This window comes from Halomonas saccharevitans, from assembly GCF_900116405.1.
GTDB classification, from domain to species: domain Bacteria; phylum Pseudomonadota; class Gammaproteobacteria; order Pseudomonadales; family Halomonadaceae; genus Halomonas; species Halomonas saccharevitans.
The window spans coordinates 141,001-156,499 of sequence record NZ_FPAQ01000002.1 but is presented as its reverse complement, the minus strand read 5'-3'; the positions used below and the strand labels follow the sequence as shown (position 1 = coordinate 156,499).

The following is a 15,499-nucleotide window of genomic DNA, read 5'->3' as shown; positions in this document are numbered from 1 at the left end:
CCGGCGAATGCTACAGTGATCCTGTCGATGCGCAGCGAGTCGCGAGGTCACCATGCATATCACCCCTCTCTCCGGCAGCCGGGCCGAGATCGGCGAGGCCCACGGCCGCGCCCATGGCGAGCGGATCACCCAGAGCCTCGCGGTCTACGACCGGCTCTTCCAGGACTTCGTGGGAATGGACTGGTCCCGGGCGCGCCGTGTGGCCGAGCGCTTCTTGCCGATGATCGAGCGCGGCTTCCCGGCGATCCTCGAGGAGATGGACGGCATCGCCCGGGGCGCGAGCCTCGACTTCGCCGATATCCTGACCCTGAACTGCCGAAGCGAGATCTCGCTGACCCAGGCCAGCGGCGGCTGCTCGGCCTTTGCCCTCGCCCGCGACCACACCCAGTGGCTGGCCCAGAACTGGGACTGGCGCAGCGATCAGCTGCACAACGTGGTGGCGCTGGAGATCAGCGGCGACGACGCCCCGACGCTGTTCAGCATCGGCGAGGCCGGCATGGTGGCCAAGATCGGCATGAACGAACACGGCCTCGGCGTATGCCTCAACGCCATCCGCTCCCGTACCTGCGGTGCGGGGCTGCCCATCCACGTCGCCCTGCGCAAGATTCTGGAGTGCCGCGACCTGGACGACGCCGTGGCGGTGGCGCGCCACGACCGGGTCTGCTCGCCGGCGCACTTCCTCATCGCCCAGGGCGACGGCCGGGCGCTGGGCCTCGAGGTGCAGCCCGGCGAGCCCGGCGTGCTGCTCCCCGAGAACGGCCTGGTCACCCACACCAACCATCTCTATGCCGGCGACGGTGCCCAGCGTGTGGCGGACTTCCCGCGCGCCGATTCCCGGTCTCGCCTGGCCCGGCTGGATGCCCTGCTGGGCGCTCTGAAGGATGATGCGCTGCCACACCAGGGCGCGATCGGCGAGAGGGAGCTGTTCGCGCTGCTCGCCGACCACCACGGCGCGCCGCTCTCGCTGTGTCGCCACTTCAACCCCGACCAGCCCGCCGAGGAGCGCATGGAGACGCTGTTCTCGGTGGTGATGGACCTGACCCAGCGGCGCCTCACGCTGCGCCACGGCAAGCCGTGCGAGAGCGACGAGAGCCTGACGGTCCAGTTCGGCGACGAGCCCGGCGTTGATTCGGGTCAAACGCGACAGGGTAACGAACAATAATGATTGTCAGGTGCAATGGCGGGTGATAGCTTAGCCGTGCGATACATTCTCATTTGCACCAAGGATCCCCGCATGAAGAAGCTGCTGCTCACCGCACTCTCTACCGCCCTCTGCACCGGTATGCTCGCCACCACCGCCCACGCCGAAGGGCCGGACCACTTCTCGGGCGAGCCGTCGCGCACCCTCGAGGAGGCGATCGCTAACCTCGGCGAGTACAACGAGCGGCTGACCGAGCTGCTGGCCAAGGACGAGCTGAGCAACCGCGACCTGGGCACCGTCCACGAGCTCTCCTACACCCTGGAGAACGCCCTGGCCCGCATCGATGCCGAGGTCGACGCCATGGCCGTCTCCCTCGAGGAAGTGCACCTGGGTTCGGAGAGCGTCGATCGCGAGCGCGTGCGCCTCAACGGCATGGCCTACCTCAACGCCGCGCGTCCGCTGACGGCAGCAGAGTAAGGGCCTGAACGCGGCCCTCACGGCCGCGCCGGCGCCTCAGCCGGCCAGGGCCTCCTCGACCAGCGCACGGGCCTCGGCGGTCATCGGCAGCTCGAGGGCCAGCCCATGGGCGCCCGGCGACATCTTCCGCCAGGTCTTCTGCACGATGCGAATCAGGTGATCGTGGTCGACCTGCCGGGAGAAGTCGCCGAAGTAGTTCTCCAGGAACACCAGGCAGGCGCAGTCCTCCACCGCCTGCACCCCCGCGTCGCGTCCCAGACCCTGCTTGCGGATCATCGTCGCCACCCGCTCGGCCGAGGCGTCGTCATAGCCCGCATCAATCATCAGCGCCGCGGTGGTCTCGCCGGCGCGCTGCCCCTGATCACGACGCCAGGTCAGATAGCCCACGCGCCCCTCGGGATAGTCGCCGCGCGGCACCTGCCAGCGCTGCAGGTGCTGGCCGCGCACCGCCAGGCGCACCAGTTCGTCCGGCACCTCGACGAGCCGCTCCAGCCAGGCGCTCATCCGCCCCGCGTGCCACAGCTCCTGAGGCATCGACTCGCCCTCCACCGTCACTGGGCGAGGGTCCTCCGCGTGCAGGGCATCCAGGGCGGCGAGGGTCGCCGCGAACGGAGAGGGGTCGCGAGGGGGTTCGACGGGCATGGGCGCACTCCTTGATCGGATAGGGTCGGGTCCGGTGACGGCGACGGCCGCCGCCGGCCACAGCATACCGGGCCGCCGGGCGCGGGGCCCAGCCCCGCCGCCACGGATCGTCCTCCGCCCAGGCCGCGGTGATCGTGCGATGGCCTCGCTCGCCTCGGCCCGCACGAGGCGTAACGAGCGCGCATAAAAAAAGCCCCCCGAAGGGGGCCAGTGGGAGCACGCCAGCTCACTCGTTGCATCGCCACTCCAATGGCGATCCTGTCATACGTGTTGCGATAAGCGGGCCAATAAAAATAAAGCACATATATAACAACCTCTTGACGGAAAATGACGCCTCGACGCCACGTCTAGCGGCATCCGATCACTTCGCACCTGCACCATGGCGGATCCACACGCCGGCCCGGTGCCCCATCACAGCCCGCCGATCGCGCCTCGTCAGAGATCATCAGGACCCAGCGAGATTACCGGGACACCGCAAGATCATCGGGATGTCACGCCGCCGACTCCCCGGCACTCAGGGATGCAGGCTGGCGGCGTTGCTTACATATGGAATGGCAGATATGTTGGCAAGACATTCCACCTCCCAGGCCCCGTAACGCTCATGCCCTCTCTGCACGACCTGCCCAATATCGACCGCCCGCTGTTTCGCGTCCCCGACCCCGAGACCCTCGGCGCCGATGCCGCGGCGCATCGGCCCCGGATCCTGCTGCTCTACGGCTCGCTGCGCGCGCGCAGTTTCAGCCGACTCGCGGTGGAGGAAGCCGCGCGGCTGCTGGAGGCCATGGGCGCCGAGACCCGCATCTTCGATCCTCGCGGCCTGCCGCTGCCCGATGCCGAGGAGGCCAGCCACCCCAAGGTCGCCGAGCTGCGGGAGCTGGCCGCCTGGGCCGAGGGCATGGTGTGGTGCTCGCCGGAGCGCCATGGGGCGATGACCGGCATCATGAAGGCGCAGATCGACTGGATCCCGCTCTCGCTGGGCGCCGTGCGCCCCACCCAGGGCAAGACGCTGGCCGTGATGCAGGTCTGCGGCGGCTCCCAGTCGTTCAACAGCGTCAATCAGCTGCGCGTACTGGGACGCTGGATGCGCATGCTGACCATCCCCAACCAGTCGTCGGTGCCCAAGGCCTACCTGGAGTTCGACGAGCACGATCGCATGCGGGCATCGCCCTATTACGACCGCATCGTCGACGTGATGGAGGAGCTGGTGAAGTTCACCTGGCTGGTGCGCGGGCGCACCGACACCCTCACCGACCGCTACTCCGAGCGCAAGGAGAGCGCCAGTGAGCTCTCCGCACGCGTCAACCAGCGGGCGATCTGAGCGCCGCGGCCGTCAGCCGCGATCGCCACAGAGCAGGCCGCTCTGGCGAATCTCCCCCAGCCGTCCGTCGCCGATCCCCCCGATCCGGGTAAGTTCGGTGGCACCTCGCCACGGCCGCCCGGCGATGATATCCGCGGCGCGCGCCGGCCCCACGTGGGGCAGCTCGGCGAGCCGCGTCGCGTCGCTGTCGTTGAGGTCGATGCAGCGCCTCCGCGAGCCGCCGACCGCCAGCGCCCCGCCGCCTGCCGCCGGTATGGGCTCGAGGCGTGCGCCGTTGAGCGCCAGGTAGACCGGCGCATGGTCCGAGACCCGCTCGCGCGATGCCCGGTGATCCAGGGGCAGCAGTGCCGGATAGCGCAGGATGCCCCGGCCGTCGGGCGTCAGGCGCTCGGCGTCGTACCAGAGGTTGTCGTAGAGGCTTGCGTACTCGCCCGCCGTGGTCGCCAGGGTCGAGCGCCCCTCGGTGATCGCCGGCACCGCGCCCAGGGCACGCAGCGGCGCCCAGCCCGGATGGTCGGGCGGCAGGTTGAAGTCGCCCGCCAGCAGCCGCGGCGTCTGTGGCGCGATCTCGCCGAGCCACTGCCAGTAGTCGGCCAGCGCCGCGATCTCCGGCAGGCGGTCGCCCACGCTGTCGCCGTAGACCACGTGCACGGTCGCCAGGGTGAAGCGCTCGCCGCTCGCCACGTCGCGAAAGCGTGCCGAGTAGGGCTCGCGGGAGAAGACGTCGCCGTGATCGATGAACACCACGGCCCCGTCCTGGTAGGCCACCTCGCTCTCCCGCCACAGGAAGCCGTAGTGCTCCTCGTAGGAACCGCGGCCCAGGGCGTGGCTGGCCATGGAGGACCAGGCCTCGCCCGAGCGCGACTCGAGCTCGCGCTCCAGCGCGCTCAGCGCCGCCGGATCCATCAGCTCCTGCACCGCCAGCAGGTCGAAGTGGTTGGCCACGTGGGCTACCTGGGGCATGGCCTTGTCGTTGTTCCAGCCCAGATGCTCGATGTTCCAGCTGCCGACGAGCACGTCGGCCGAGAGGGAAAGGGGGGACAGGGCCAGCAGCCCTGCCAGCAGATAACGCGGCATGCCATCTCCAGGCAAAAGGCCGCTATCCTGGCGGCCTTCTGCATGAAGATCAATCTGTTACGAAAAGCGACAAACGAGGGAGAGAGATAACCGGCCCGGGACTCAGCGCCACCCGAGCCACAGCGCGGCGGCGGCCACGCCCAGCAGGAAGAGCGTCAGGCCGAGGCGCCGGGTCGGCAGGCGCGCCGCGCCGATGAGGGCGTGCGAGGGCCTGCCCGGGTCGTGGCGAATCGCCAGCGTGCGGCCGGTAGGGTAGTCGGTCAGGTACGCCTCGGCCTCCTCCCGGCTCGCGAAGGTGGGCGCGCCATCGAAGCGGCCATTGTCGGAGATGATCTCATGGCCGTCGACCCGATAGGCGAAGTGCACCCGCGCCAGGTAGCGGCGCGACTGATCCGGGCTCTCGCGATTCTGCACCGGCGAACCGAGCTCCTCGAGCTCGCTGCCGGTCACCGTGGCCGTCACCTGCGGCCAGCGATTCGCGCCGCGCCGCCGCCATACGCCGCGCGCCGAGAGGACGGCACCGGCCAGGGCGGCGACGGCGATCAGCAGGGGGATATCGAGCATGGTCTTCGGCTCCTCACCGGGTCAGCCGACATGATGGCCGTCGACGGCGCCGCTGCAAAGGCGCCATACAAAAAGGCCGCACCCCAAAGGGCGCGGCCTGGTCACGCACGACAGCCGGGCGATCAGCCTTTGGCGGCGGCCGTGTAGGGGGCCGGCTGCTCACGCTCCACCCACAGCGGGTTGCTCCAGGCGGTCTCGTCGTCCTGGTCGTCGACCTCGAGGGCGACCCAGCCCTCGACGGTCTCGTCCAGGGTCAGCGAGAGGCGGGCCTCGCGGCCGTCCAGGGCGACGGTCTCGAGCACCTCACCGCCCGGTCCGATCAGGCGGGCCTCCTTGAGGCCGTCGACGGCCACGACGTCCACCTGCCAGGTGAAGTCCTCGCCCTCGGGCAGGCGCAGCTCGTCGCCGAACAGGCCATTGCGCGGATGCAGCAGCGGCCCCTGGGTCGCGTAGCCATGACCGTCTTTGAGGGAACGGGCGAAGGCGCGCGGGGTCAGCTCGCCCGGCACCTTGGCCATCATGCGGATGCGGCCGGTCAGGTCATTCCAGGCGTCGTGGGTGTCGGTGCCCGCCGTGAAGTAGACGCGGCTGCCCTCGTCCCACAGGTTATGCGCCGTCTGAAGCGTCGGGACGTTGTCGACCTCGGCGTTGAGCTCCAGCAGGTCGAACCCGGTGGCGAAGCCGCCCGGCACGCTGTCATTGGCGAGGTTGCGCAGGTAACCGTAGTCGTTGAACGGGTGGTTGAGGGGGATCACCTCGGCGTTCAGGCGACGGGCCTCCGCCAGGATCTCCTGGACGCTGTCGGTACCCGGATCCACCTGAAGCTCACCGGCAATGTCGATGGGGAAGGGATTCATGTGCCCCCAGGACGCCGACACCTCCATGGACGGGATGAAGGGCACGCCGCGCTGCCCGGAGAGCGCCTGGAAGCGTTCATGGTTGGCCGTGGAGTCATGGTCGCTGATGAACGTCAGGTCGAGATCGGTGGCAAGCTGCGCCCGAACGACCGTCTCCGGCGGAGTGGTGCCCTCGAGGATGTTGGCGTGGTGGTGCAGGTCGGCGCCGTACCAGGAGTCGTTGTTGGGCTCGGCGAGCCGCTCGATCTCGAGGGTCTTCTGCACGCTCTCGCCGGAGGCCAGGCTGACCTCGAGCTCCTGCTGCTCGGCGGTGAAGCCGGCGCCGGCATTGACGCTCATGCGATAGTCGCCGGGCGCCAAGTTGAGCTCCGCCGTGCCGGCCGGGGTCAGCTCGGTGAAGAAGGTCTGCTTGCCGAGGAACTCGACGGGCGGCTGCTGCCCCTCGAGGATTGCCAGGCGGGCATCGCGGGGCGCGCCGGTCTCGGCATCGCGCACGTCGAGGCTCAGCGTCCCCGGCCCTTTAAGGCCCGCGAAGTCGAGCGTCTGCTCACCGCCCTCGGTCACCGTCAGCGCGACGGGCTCGCTGTTGGCGTGGCCCTGAGCCGTGGCATAGGCGCGGTACTCGCCCGCCGGCAGGGACATCGCGAAGCTGCCGTCCTCGGCCAGGGTCCAGGCATAGGGGTGGCCGTCCTGCTCCACCATGACCAGGCCGTCCTGCGGGGCCTCGCCGCTGTCGTTGCGCAGGCTGCCCGCGATCTGCCCGACGGCATCGCCATGCCGCTCGGCCTCGAAGGCCACCACCGGCGACAGGTCGCCCTCGGGCACCACCTGCAGCCAGCCATCGAAGGTGCGCGACTCGCCGGGCGCGAGGTCATACTCCAGGTACATGTCCTGGCCTTCGTAGTTGACGCGATCGAAGTAGGGGGCATGCAGCGCGAAGACCCAGTCGCGATCGTAGGCGACCATGCGATCGGTCAGCGCCTCAACGGCCACGGTTTCCTTGGCATCGCCAAGCCCCGGGACGCCGAACAGGAAGCCGGTGTCCGGCCACAGGGTGTAGCCCGAACGAATGGCCTCCAGCGGCGCCTCGCCGGCGTTTTCCAGCTCGGTCTTGAGCCGGATGCGATCGCTTCCCGCCTCGAGGGTGTAGCTGGTGGTGACCCAGGCCTCGCCCCAGTTGCGGCGGATGCGGACCACGGCACGCTCGGGCGAGTCCTCGACGATCTCCACCTCCTTGCCGTCGTTGGGCCAGGAGGACCAGTTGTTGGGGATGAAGTCGGCGAAGGCGATGCGATCCAGGTCGATCTCGCCCTCCTTCACGGCGGCCAGGTCGACCAGGGTGCCGCGGGGCACGCCCCAGGGCGGCGCGGATTCCACGGCGAGGGAGAAGGCCAGCCGCTCATTGGCGATGGTCAGGTCCTCGCTCGCCTGAGCTTCCCCATCGGGGATCGTCGTGGCGCCGCGGGTGATGCTGACATCGGCGTGAGACGCCGCGGAGGCGCCGGCCAGCAGGCCGGCAAGCAGTAGTCGTTCGAGCCGCTTGGTCATTGAAGCGCTCCCTTGCAGAGTATGTCGTTATTGGTAGGTAACGCTTCTATCCTGCTTTATTTTGATTGACCATTCAAATAACGACCACGAGGCGGTCTGGCGCGGCTTGATCTCCTGGCGACGCCGGGAAACGGCTGACATGGGCTCTGTTCGGTTAGCCCGTCGCCGAACCAAAAAAGGCCGCCGATCAATGATCGGCGGCCTTCTGGATGCTTTCCTCACCCCGGCCCGCAGGCCGAGTTCAAGGCTTACTTGGCTGCCTTGGATGCGGTGACGGCCTTGCTGACGGTCTCGGTGGCCTGCTGGGCGCTTTCCTGGGCCTGCTTGACGCTGCCCTCGCTCAGCTTCTGGCTTTCCTGGGCGAACTCCTGCTGGAGAGCCGTCATCTTCTCGGCATCGCCCTGCACGCGCTCGGTCAGAGACTTGGCGACCTCCTGCTGGCCTTCCAGGAAGCTCTTGAAGCCTTCGGCGTCCTTGACCTCTACCAGCTTGCGCAGCTGCGACATGTTGGTGTCGGCATAGGCCCTGGTGGCGTCGAGCTGAGCGTTGACCATCTTCTCGGTGAAGTCGACGGACAAGGCGGCAAAGGCACGCGCCGGAGCGAAGAACATGGACTCGAACTGAGCGGTGTCGAATTGCTTGGTGTCGAAAGCGAATACGTTGGTCATGATGGGAACCTCCAAGGTTCTGAGTACCATGGAACGGGCGATCCCCGTCCTGATGCAGTGCATCATAGCAGGCGCTTTTGTGCAGTGCAACATAAGCCCTTCTTATCGCCGAAGGTCCTTACGCCAGGGCGCATGGGCTGGCATTCGCCCGCCCGCCGAAAAAAAACGCCTGACCGCCTGGGCATGCGTCGATCAGGGACCCGAAATTCAGATCAATGTAATGCATGGGCCACACCACTGGGCTAGCCTGTGCTGCAACGCAATAAATCGTGGAGCCCCTATGACGAACCCCTTCTCTCTGGAGGGCAAGGTCGGCATCGTGACCGGCTTGGCCAACCAGGACAGTATCGCCTTCGGCTGTGCCCAGGCCCTGCACCAAGCCGGCGCCGAGATGCTGGTGACCTATGCCAGCCCCAAGGCCGAGCGCTTCGTCACTCCACTCGGTGCCGAGATGGGTCATCCCGAACTGCGGCTCTGCGATGTGCAGGACGACGCCCAGCTGGATGAGCTTTTCGACCGGGCTCATCAGCGCTGGGGGCGTCTGGACTTCGTGGTGCACTCGATCGCCTTTGCACCGCTGGATGACCTGCATGGCCGCGTGGTGGATTGCTCGCGAGACGGTTTCACGCTGGCGATGGATGTCTCCTGCCACTCCTTCCTGCGCATGGCGAAACGCGCCGAGTCGCTGATGCCGCATGGCGGCACCCTGGTGTGCATGTCCTACTACGGCGCCGAACGGGTGGTGGACAACTACAACCTGATGGGCCCGGTGAAGGCCGCCCTGGAATCCGCCACCCGCTACCTGGCCGCCGAGCTGGGGCCCAAGGGCATTCGCGTGCACGCCGTCTCCCCGGGGCCGATCCGCACCCGCGCGGCCTCCGGCCTCCAGGATTTCGAGGCCCTGGCCCGGGAAAGCGAAGCCCATGCGCCGTTGCGGCGTTTGGCGACGGTGCGCGACGTGGGCAATGCGGTCGTCTACCTGGCCTCCCCTGCCGGCGCCGCGACCACCGGCTCGCTGCACTATGTCGATGCCGGCGACCACATCCGCTACTGAGCCCCACATCGCCAGCGAAGCCCCTGGCGAAGCGAACGACGAGGAGAGGAAAATGCCCGCGACAAGCGACGATGGCCTTATCGAGAACCGCACCTTCGACGAGATCAGGATCGGCGACCAGGCGTGTCTCGAAAAGCGCCTGACCATGGAAGACATCAAGCTTTTCGCGATCATGTCCGGCGACGTCAACCCGGCCCATGTCGACGACGACTTCGCCCGCAGCACGCGCTTCCAGGAGGTGATTGCCCATGGCATGTGGGGCGGCGCGCTGATCTCCACGGTGCTCGGCACCCAGCTGCCCGGGCCCGGCACCATCTATATGGGGCAGACCCTGAGCTTTCATGCCCCGGTCAACCTCGGCGACGTGCTCAAGGTGTGCGTCCGGGTCACGGCTAAGGACGAGGCGAAGAAGCAGCTCGACCTGGAATGCCGCTGCGAGAACCAGAAGGGCAAGGTCGTCATTGACGGCCAGGCCCATGTGCTCGCCCCGACCGAGAAGATTCGGCGGCCGCGCACCGCCATGCCCGAGGTGCGTCTGGCCGAGCGTGGCCGCCTGCATGAGATCCTCAGCGCCGCCGACCACCCCGAGCCGATCGTCATGGCCGTGGTCCACCCGGTAGATCGCGAATCGCTGCTGGGAGCCGTGGCCGCCGCCGAGCATGGGCTCATCGTGCCCTTGCTGGTGGGGCCCGCTGGCAAGATACGGGCCGCCGCCGATGCCGCCGAGGTCGATATCCGTGACATCGAGGTGATAGACACCCCTCACAGTCACGCCGCGGCAGAAAAGGCCGTGGCCCTGGTACGCGAAGGTCGCGCCGCCTCGCTGATGAAGGGGGCCCTGCACACCGACGAGCTGATGCGCGAAGTCTTCAAGCGCGAGAGCGGCCTGCGCACCGAACGCTGCATCAGCCACGTGATGGCGTTCGACGTGCCCACCTACCCCCGCCCGCTGTTTATCACCGATGCCGCCATCAACATCTATCCCACCCTCGCTCACAAGCGCGACATCGTGCAGAACGTGATCGAGCTGGCCCAGGCGCTGGGCAACGCCGACCCCAAGGTGGCGATACTCTCGGCGGTGGAAACCATCAACCCCAAGATCACCTCCACCCTGGACGCCGCCGCGCTCTGCAAGATGGCCGAACGCGGCCAGATCACCGGCGGCACCCTGGATGGCCCGCTGGCCTTCGACAACGCCGTCTCCGAGGCCGCCGCCGAGGCCAAGCACATCGTCTCGCCGGTGGCCGGCAAGGCCGACATCCTGGTCGCCCCGGACCTCGAGGCCGCCAACATGCTGATGAAACAGCTCACCTACCTCGCCGACGCCACCGGTGCCGGCATCGTGCTGGGGGCCAGGGTGCCGATCGTGCTGACCAGCCGCGCCGACGAAGCCATCACGCGCATGGCCTCCTGCGCCCTGGCATTGCTGCTGGCCGACCACCAGCAGCGCCAGGGCGCCGCGCCGCAACAGGAGCGCTGAGATGGGCGATATCCTGGTCATCAACAGCGGTTCGTCGAGTCTCAAGTTCGCCCTGTTTTCCGCGCCCGACGCGGACTATCACGACCTCGACGGCCTCGCGCTGCGTTATCAAGGCAAGCTCACCGGGCTCGGCCAGGGCCAGGCCGCCTCCGCCGCCCGCCTGCAAGACGCCGAGGGCCGGCCGGTACGGGCCGGCGCCTTCAGCGACCTGCCCCCCGCCCTGGATCATCACGGTGCGTTGGAGCGGCTGCTCGACTGGATCGATGAACGTCCCGATCTCGACGACCTCGCCGTGGTCGGCCATCGCGTGGTGCACGGCGGACGCCACTTCCATGCACCGGTGGTGCTCGACGCGGCCATCATCGATGAACTGCAGACCCTCGAGCCCCTGGCCCCGCTGCATCAGCCCTTCGGCCTCGAGCCGAGCAGGCGCCTGGCCGAGCGGCTTCCCGAGATCACGCAGATCGCCTGCTTCGATACCGCCTTTCACACCACCCAGCCGGCAGTGGCCAGGCACTTCGCCCTGCCTCGCGAACTGACCGCCAGGGGCCTGATTCGCTACGGCTTTCATGGACTCTCCTACGACTACATCAATCGCATGCTGCCGCGTCACTTGAACGGCCAGCCCGCCGGACGGGTGGTGGTCGCCCACCTGGGCAACGGCGCCAGCCTCTGCGCCATTCAGGACGGCCAGAGCGTGGGCTCGACCATGGGCTTCACCGCGCTCGAAGGCCTGCCCATGGGCACCCGCTGCGGCAGCCTCGACCCCGGCCTGGTCCTCTACCTGCTCGGCGAGGAGGGCATGAGCGTCGACGAGGTCAATGAGCTGCTCTACTCACGCTCCGGCCTGCTCGGCGTTTCCGGCATCAGCGGCGACATGCGCCGACTGCTGGAGAGCGACGCCGCCGAGGCCCGGGAAGCGATCGACCTCTTCGTGTATCGCATCGTCCGCGACATCGGCAGCCTCGCCGCCGCCATGGGCGGGCTGGATCATCTGGTGTTCACGGCGGGCATCGGCGAGCGGGCGGCCCCGGTGCGCCGCGCCATCGCCCGGGGGTGCGCCTGGCTCGGCGTTACCCTGGACGACGATGCCAATCGTCGCGATGCGGCCTGCATTTCCCGCACCGACAGCCGCGTCGGCGCCTGGATCATCCCCACCGACGAGGAACGCATGATCGCCTGGCACGCCAGCAGACTGAAGGCGGCACCCGCATGAAGGTGCGCCTGGACGGCGTGGCGAAGTGCCGGTGGCCAGCGCTTGCCCCTCGGAGGCTGTCGCTGAAGGATTTAGCGCAGGACGAGGAAAGCCTGCGCTGGTCGATGACGGTAGAACGCACAGCGCCGAAGTGTCCCTATGTACAGTTGCGCCGGAGGGGAGCAACATGGCTGAAGGGCCGGGGAGCCAAAGCTCCTCGGCCACGATTGGGTTTCCAGATCGGCCGCCCCGGTTGATGAACACGAACCCAAAGAGCCGGGGGAGTGACAGCGATGGCGACAACCGTACTGGTCTATTACGACTTCCGCATGCTCGGTCACAATCCACACGGCTGGGACCCTGAGCGTCCCGAGTGGACTGACGCCGTCAAGGCGATGATCGAGCTTCAGTATCCCTATGCCAACCTGGACACCTATAGTCATCCGGAACGTCCGGGGCGGCTGACGGCGATCGTCGATCGGCTGCTTAACGGGCCTATCGACGGGTTGCGCTGGATGCTGCCGGCCCCGGCCAGCGCCACCCAGCTAGAGAGGACACATCATGCGGCCTATGTGGCCCATGTCGAATCGCTGGACGGTCAATCCGGCTGGCTGGCCAAGGACACGACCGCCGTATCGCCGGGCAGCGTGACAGCGGCCCGCCTGTCGGCCGGCTCCGGAATCAGCGCGGTCGAAGCGATCGCCGCCGATGAGGCCCGGCGGGCGTTCTGTATCGTGCGCCCGCCGGGCCACCATGCGCCGGCCGACCGTGCCCGTGGCTTTTGCCTGTATAACAACCTGGCGGTCGCCGCGGCGCATGCACGCCAAGCGCTCGGCCATGACCGGGTCATGATCTGGGACCTGGACATGCACCACGGCAACGGCACCCAGGACATTTTCTATGACGATCCCCATGTGCTGGTGGTCGATAGCCACTGCGCGGCACCGTTCTACCCGGGCAGCGGCCTGTTGGCCGAAACCGGCGCCGGGGCGGGCGTTGGCTACCACCTCAACGTGCCGCTGCCCATGGGGTTTGGCAACGCCGCGCTATTGGAGGTGTTCGAGCAGGTGGTACGACCGGCAGCGCACGCATTCCAGCCCGAACTTCTGCTGATATCCACTGGCTTCGACTGCCATTACCTCGACATGATCTGCGCCATGGACGAGACCGGCTATGCCGCCGTCACCCAGCGCCTGTGCGCCCTGGCCGATGAGCTCTGTGACGGCCGACTGGTGATGATGCTGGAAGGCGGCTACAACGCGAAGGCATTGGCCGACAGCACCTATGCGGTCATTGACGCATTGGCGGGGAATCCGGTGAGCGCCCTCAACGTCCTGCCGGACGACCCCGGCAGTGCCGCCGTGGCCGACGCAGCGGCCTTCCACATCGAATCCATCGACGCGCTGAGCAGAACCGCTAAACGTAGAAGTCCAGCTCTTCCTGGGCTTTCAGGAGGTCCCACGTCTTGATGGGGTCGTCACCAAAGAAGAATGTCAGGTCTCAATGAGTTCCGAAGGCTGACCGATCCGGAACCATCTCCTCTGTCGGCGCGACCAGTTCGTGAGACTCGAAGTAGGGGTGATCTACGGTTTCCTTGGGCATTTCCAGCGTTGATGCCGGGGGTGGCTTGCAGCCATAGCCGGCCACGGGTCGGTAACGACCACCCTTTTAGCGAACGCCAATTCAAGACCCGTAACCCTAAACGTACCAGCCGGACTACCCGGGGCGATTTGGCGCCCGCCGGATAGCGCCTATGTCTGTGGCTGCTACCTGCAGCATCATCACAGCAGACTAGCCGGCTTCACGCCGGAGCAGCTCGGCGTTGCGCTGCTCCAGCGCGCGGATCTTCGGGTCGAGGTTGTGGAAGGCCATCGGCTTCTCCGCGACCGATTCAGGCGCGGGTGACCTTCACCGCCGTGCCCGTCGCCACCAGAAACAGCATCGACTTGCCGCCGCCGGAGATCTCGCTGTAGTCGAGATCGATGCCGATGACGGCATTGGCACCCATCGACTCGGCCTCCCGGCGCAACTCGTCCAGGCAGGACACGCGAGCATCGCGCAGCGCATCCTGGGATGACTTGTTGCGCCCGCCGAAGAAGTCGCGAAAGCCGGCGAACATGTCCTTGAGAACGTTCATGCCGAACACGCATTCGGCGGACACGATGTCGATGTGTTCGGTCACCCGGTAGCCCTCGAGGTGCGAGGAGGTAGTGAGGATCACGCGCTCGGACATACGGAGTTTCTCCCTTTGATGGCGGTCACGGTAGGCGAGGCGGCGCGAGTAACGGCACGGCGACCGCCCACCCATCATGCGCAGGGGGCGAGCGGGCGGGCAAGCTTTGCCCCTCAGATGCCAGTGTCGCCGGAGAACAGAAATCTGGCGCTCCTCGTCGTTTCCGCTTCTGCGGGGACCATTTCGATGCCTACGCGGGCGACTTCCCCATCGTAGGATTATCCCCTTGCCTGCGGGGACCGGTTGAGCATGCCGGCGACGTTCTCGGTCGCTTGCGGATCATCCCCGCGTTTGCGGGGATCGGGCGTCCACCGTCTCCAGCCACGGCATGGCCGTCGGATCATCCCCGCGCTTGCGGGGATCGGGCTTCGGGCAGGCTGGTGGCGATCTCGATGATCGGATCATCCCCGCGCTTGCGGGGATCGGTACATGAATGCGGCGTGATCGGCCCAGGCCCGCGGATCATCCCCGCGCCTGCGGGGATCGGGAGAGCACGCCGACCAGCGCGCCGACCAGCGCGCCGACCAGCGCGCCGACCAGCGGCGGATCATCCCCGCGCCTGCGGGGGCCGGTCGAGTCTCCACCCTTGCCAATCGCTCGTTTGCGGATCATCCCCGCGCCTGCGGAGACCGAGTGCCGGTGGCGATGGTGCCCGAGGTGCCGAGCGGGTTATCCCCGCGACTGCGGGGACCGGTTCTCAGCTCGCCGCAACGGAGACCCAGACGCCGGGTTATCCCCGCGGCTGCGGGGACCGGCTTCCATGTGTGCTTGGGTCAGGTTCTCACCGCGGGTTATCCCCGCGGCTGCGGGGACCGGTCTACGCCGTGGAAGACCCATGCCACCGACGACGGATCATCCCCGCGGCTGCGGGGACCGGGCTATTCAGGGGGTAGTCATGCCCACCGACACCGGATCATCCCCGCGGCTGCGGGGACCGGGCCACGCTCGCCACGCTGTCCGTGTTGTCGATCGGATCATCCCCGCGGCTGCGGGGACCGGGCCAAGCCCTCCATCTTGTGCACCGCCTGCTGCGGATCATCCCCGCGGCTGCGGGGACCGGTTCTTCCGCATCCGCCACGTGCCGTCAGCCACCGGATCATCCCCGCGGCTGCGGGGACCGGTCACCCTCCCAGCGGCAAAGCTCGGCCTCGTCCGGATCATCCCCGCGGCTGCGGGGACCGGGCCGGTTGGACGCGTCGCCCGCGTAGCGGATGCGGATCATCCCCGCGGCTGCGGGGACCGGCA

General features: G+C 67.7%; 14 protein-coding genes and 1 pseudogene. 7 read left to right on the top strand and 8 right to left on the bottom strand.

The window, feature by feature from the left end; genetic code table 11:
• The first annotated feature begins 52 nt into the window (after nucleotides 1-52).
• Nucleotides 53-1,162, top strand: a complete 1,110-nt coding sequence (locus BM388_RS01870; RefSeq protein ID WP_089846597.1) for a C45 family autoproteolytic acyltransferase/hydrolase — start codon at nucleotides 53-55, stop codon at nucleotides 1,160-1,162.
• 72 nt (nucleotides 1,163-1,234) lie between these two features.
• Nucleotides 1,235-1,618 carry a DUF6746 family protein gene (locus BM388_RS01865; RefSeq protein WP_089846595.1) on the top strand — a complete coding sequence of 128 codons (384 nt, stop codon included), beginning with the start codon at nucleotides 1,235-1,237 and terminating at the stop codon, nucleotides 1,616-1,618.
• Nucleotides 1,619-1,654: 36 nt separating this feature from the next.
• Here the strand turns inward: BM388_RS01865 and BM388_RS01860 are convergent, their stop codons facing one another.
• Complete coding sequence (locus tag BM388_RS01860) at nucleotides 1,655-2,260, bottom strand: DUF4202 domain-containing protein (protein WP_089846593.1); 606 nt, start codon at nucleotides 2,258-2,260, stop codon at nucleotides 1,655-1,657.
• Between the two features lie 601 nt (nucleotides 2,261-2,861).
• Between BM388_RS01860 and arsH the strand changes: the two genes are divergently transcribed.
• Complete coding sequence (gene arsH / locus BM388_RS01855) at nucleotides 2,862-3,578, top strand: arsenical resistance protein ArsH (RefSeq protein WP_089846591.1); 717 nt, start codon at nucleotides 2,862-2,864, stop codon at nucleotides 3,576-3,578.
• 12 nt (nucleotides 3,579-3,590) lie between these two features.
• Here arsH and BM388_RS01850 read toward each other — a convergent pair whose 3' ends face one another.
• The 4 genes from BM388_RS01850 to BM388_RS01835 form a co-directional block, all read right to left on the bottom strand.
• Nucleotides 3,591-4,655 (bottom strand): endonuclease/exonuclease/phosphatase family protein, encoded by a 1,065-nt coding sequence (locus BM388_RS01850; protein ID WP_175535014.1) that lies wholly within the window; start codon nucleotides 4,653-4,655, stop codon nucleotides 3,591-3,593.
• A 102-nt stretch (nucleotides 4,656-4,757) separates the two neighbouring features.
• On the bottom strand, nucleotides 4,758-5,219 hold the full coding sequence (locus BM388_RS01845; RefSeq protein WP_089846589.1) for a DUF3592 domain-containing protein: 462 nt from the start codon (nucleotides 5,217-5,219) through the stop codon (nucleotides 4,758-4,760).
• Nucleotides 5,220-5,341: 122 nt separating this feature from the next.
• Nucleotides 5,342-7,624, bottom strand: a complete 2,283-nt coding sequence (locus tag BM388_RS01840; RefSeq protein WP_089846587.1) for a CehA/McbA family metallohydrolase — start codon at nucleotides 7,622-7,624, stop codon at nucleotides 5,342-5,344.
• A 248-nt stretch (nucleotides 7,625-7,872) separates the two neighbouring features.
• Nucleotides 7,873-8,292: a phasin family protein gene (locus BM388_RS01835; RefSeq protein ID WP_089846585.1), complete on the bottom strand. Its 420-nt coding sequence runs from the start codon at nucleotides 8,290-8,292 to the stop codon at nucleotides 7,873-7,875.
• 280 nt (nucleotides 8,293-8,572) lie between these two features.
• Between BM388_RS01835 and fabI the strand changes: the two genes are divergently transcribed.
• From fabI to BM388_RS01815, 4 genes are all read left to right on the top strand, one after another.
• Entirely contained in the window at nucleotides 8,573-9,346 is a 774-nt protein-coding gene (gene fabI, locus BM388_RS01830) for an enoyl-ACP reductase FabI (protein WP_089846583.1), read from the top strand.
• A 52-nt stretch (nucleotides 9,347-9,398) separates the two neighbouring features.
• Nucleotides 9,399-10,826, top strand: a complete 1,428-nt coding sequence (locus tag BM388_RS01825) for a bifunctional enoyl-CoA hydratase/phosphate acetyltransferase (protein WP_089846581.1) — start codon at nucleotides 9,399-9,401, stop codon at nucleotides 10,824-10,826.
• 1 nt (nucleotide 10,827) lies between these two features.
• Nucleotides 10,828-12,042, top strand: coding sequence for an acetate/propionate family kinase (locus BM388_RS01820; RefSeq protein ID WP_089846579.1), 1,215 nt, complete (start codon nucleotides 10,828-10,830; stop codon nucleotides 12,040-12,042).
• A 272-nt stretch (nucleotides 12,043-12,314) separates the two neighbouring features.
• Nucleotides 12,315-13,490 carry a histone deacetylase family protein gene (locus BM388_RS01815; protein ID WP_089846577.1) on the top strand — a complete coding sequence of 392 codons (1,176 nt, stop codon included), beginning with the start codon at nucleotides 12,315-12,317 and terminating at the stop codon, nucleotides 13,488-13,490.
• Here BM388_RS01815 and BM388_RS18055 read toward each other — a convergent pair.
• From BM388_RS18055 to BM388_RS18240, 3 genes and pseudogenes are all read right to left on the bottom strand, one after another.
• Nucleotides 13,438-13,635 (bottom strand): annotated as a pseudogene (locus tag BM388_RS18055) (carboxylate--amine ligase); the annotation flags it as partial. The gene BM388_RS01815 and the pseudogene BM388_RS18055 sit on opposite strands and share 53 nt — an antisense overlap.
• 277 nt (nucleotides 13,636-13,912) lie before the next feature.
• Nucleotides 13,913-14,254: a YbjQ family protein gene (locus tag BM388_RS01805; protein WP_217641030.1), complete on the bottom strand. Its 342-nt coding sequence runs from the start codon at nucleotides 14,252-14,254 to the stop codon at nucleotides 13,913-13,915.
• Nucleotides 14,255-14,716: 462 nt separating this feature from the next.
• On the bottom strand, nucleotides 14,717-14,866 hold the full coding sequence (locus tag BM388_RS18240) for a hypothetical protein (protein ID WP_425431900.1): 150 nt from the start codon (nucleotides 14,864-14,866) through the stop codon (nucleotides 14,717-14,719).
• Nucleotides 14,867-15,499 lie beyond the last annotated feature (633 nt).

Bases quoted from the DNA above. Each gene is read 5' to 3' on its own strand.
- BM388_RS01870 (WP_089846597.1), top strand. From the start codon at position 53: ATGCATATCACCCCTCTCTCCGGCAGCCGGGCCGAGATCGGCGAGGCC.
- BM388_RS01865 (WP_089846595.1), top strand. From the start codon at position 1,235: ATGAAGAAGCTGCTGCTCACCGCACTCTCTACCGCCCTCTGCACCGGT.
- BM388_RS01860 (WP_089846593.1), bottom strand. From the start codon at position 2,260: ATGCCCGTCGAACCCCCTCGCGACCCCTCTCCGTTCGCGGCGACCCTC.
- arsH (WP_089846591.1), top strand. From the start codon at position 2,862: ATGCCCTCTCTGCACGACCTGCCCAATATCGACCGCCCGCTGTTTCGC.
- BM388_RS01850 (WP_175535014.1), bottom strand. From the start codon at position 4,655: ATGCCGCGTTATCTGCTGGCAGGGCTGCTGGCCCTGTCCCCCCTTTCC.
- BM388_RS01845 (WP_089846589.1), bottom strand. From the start codon at position 5,219: ATGCTCGATATCCCCCTGCTGATCGCCGTCGCCGCCCTGGCCGGTGCC.
- BM388_RS01840 (WP_089846587.1), bottom strand. From the start codon at position 7,624: ATGACCAAGCGGCTCGAACGACTACTGCTTGCCGGCCTGCTGGCCGGC.
- BM388_RS01835 (WP_089846585.1), bottom strand. From the start codon at position 8,292: ATGACCAACGTATTCGCTTTCGACACCAAGCAATTCGACACCGCTCAG.
- fabI (WP_089846583.1), top strand. From the start codon at position 8,573: ATGACGAACCCCTTCTCTCTGGAGGGCAAGGTCGGCATCGTGACCGGC.
- BM388_RS01825 (WP_089846581.1), top strand. From the start codon at position 9,399: ATGCCCGCGACAAGCGACGATGGCCTTATCGAGAACCGCACCTTCGAC.
- BM388_RS01820 (WP_089846579.1), top strand. From the start codon at position 10,828: ATGGGCGATATCCTGGTCATCAACAGCGGTTCGTCGAGTCTCAAGTTC.
- BM388_RS01815 (WP_089846577.1), top strand. From the start codon at position 12,315: ATGGCGACAACCGTACTGGTCTATTACGACTTCCGCATGCTCGGTCAC.
- BM388_RS01805 (WP_217641030.1), bottom strand. From the start codon at position 14,254: ATGTCCGAGCGCGTGATCCTCACTACCTCCTCGCACCTCGAGGGCTAC.
- BM388_RS18240 (WP_425431900.1), bottom strand. From the start codon at position 14,866: ATGATCCGCAAACGAGCGATTGGCAAGGGTGGAGACTCGACCGGCCCC.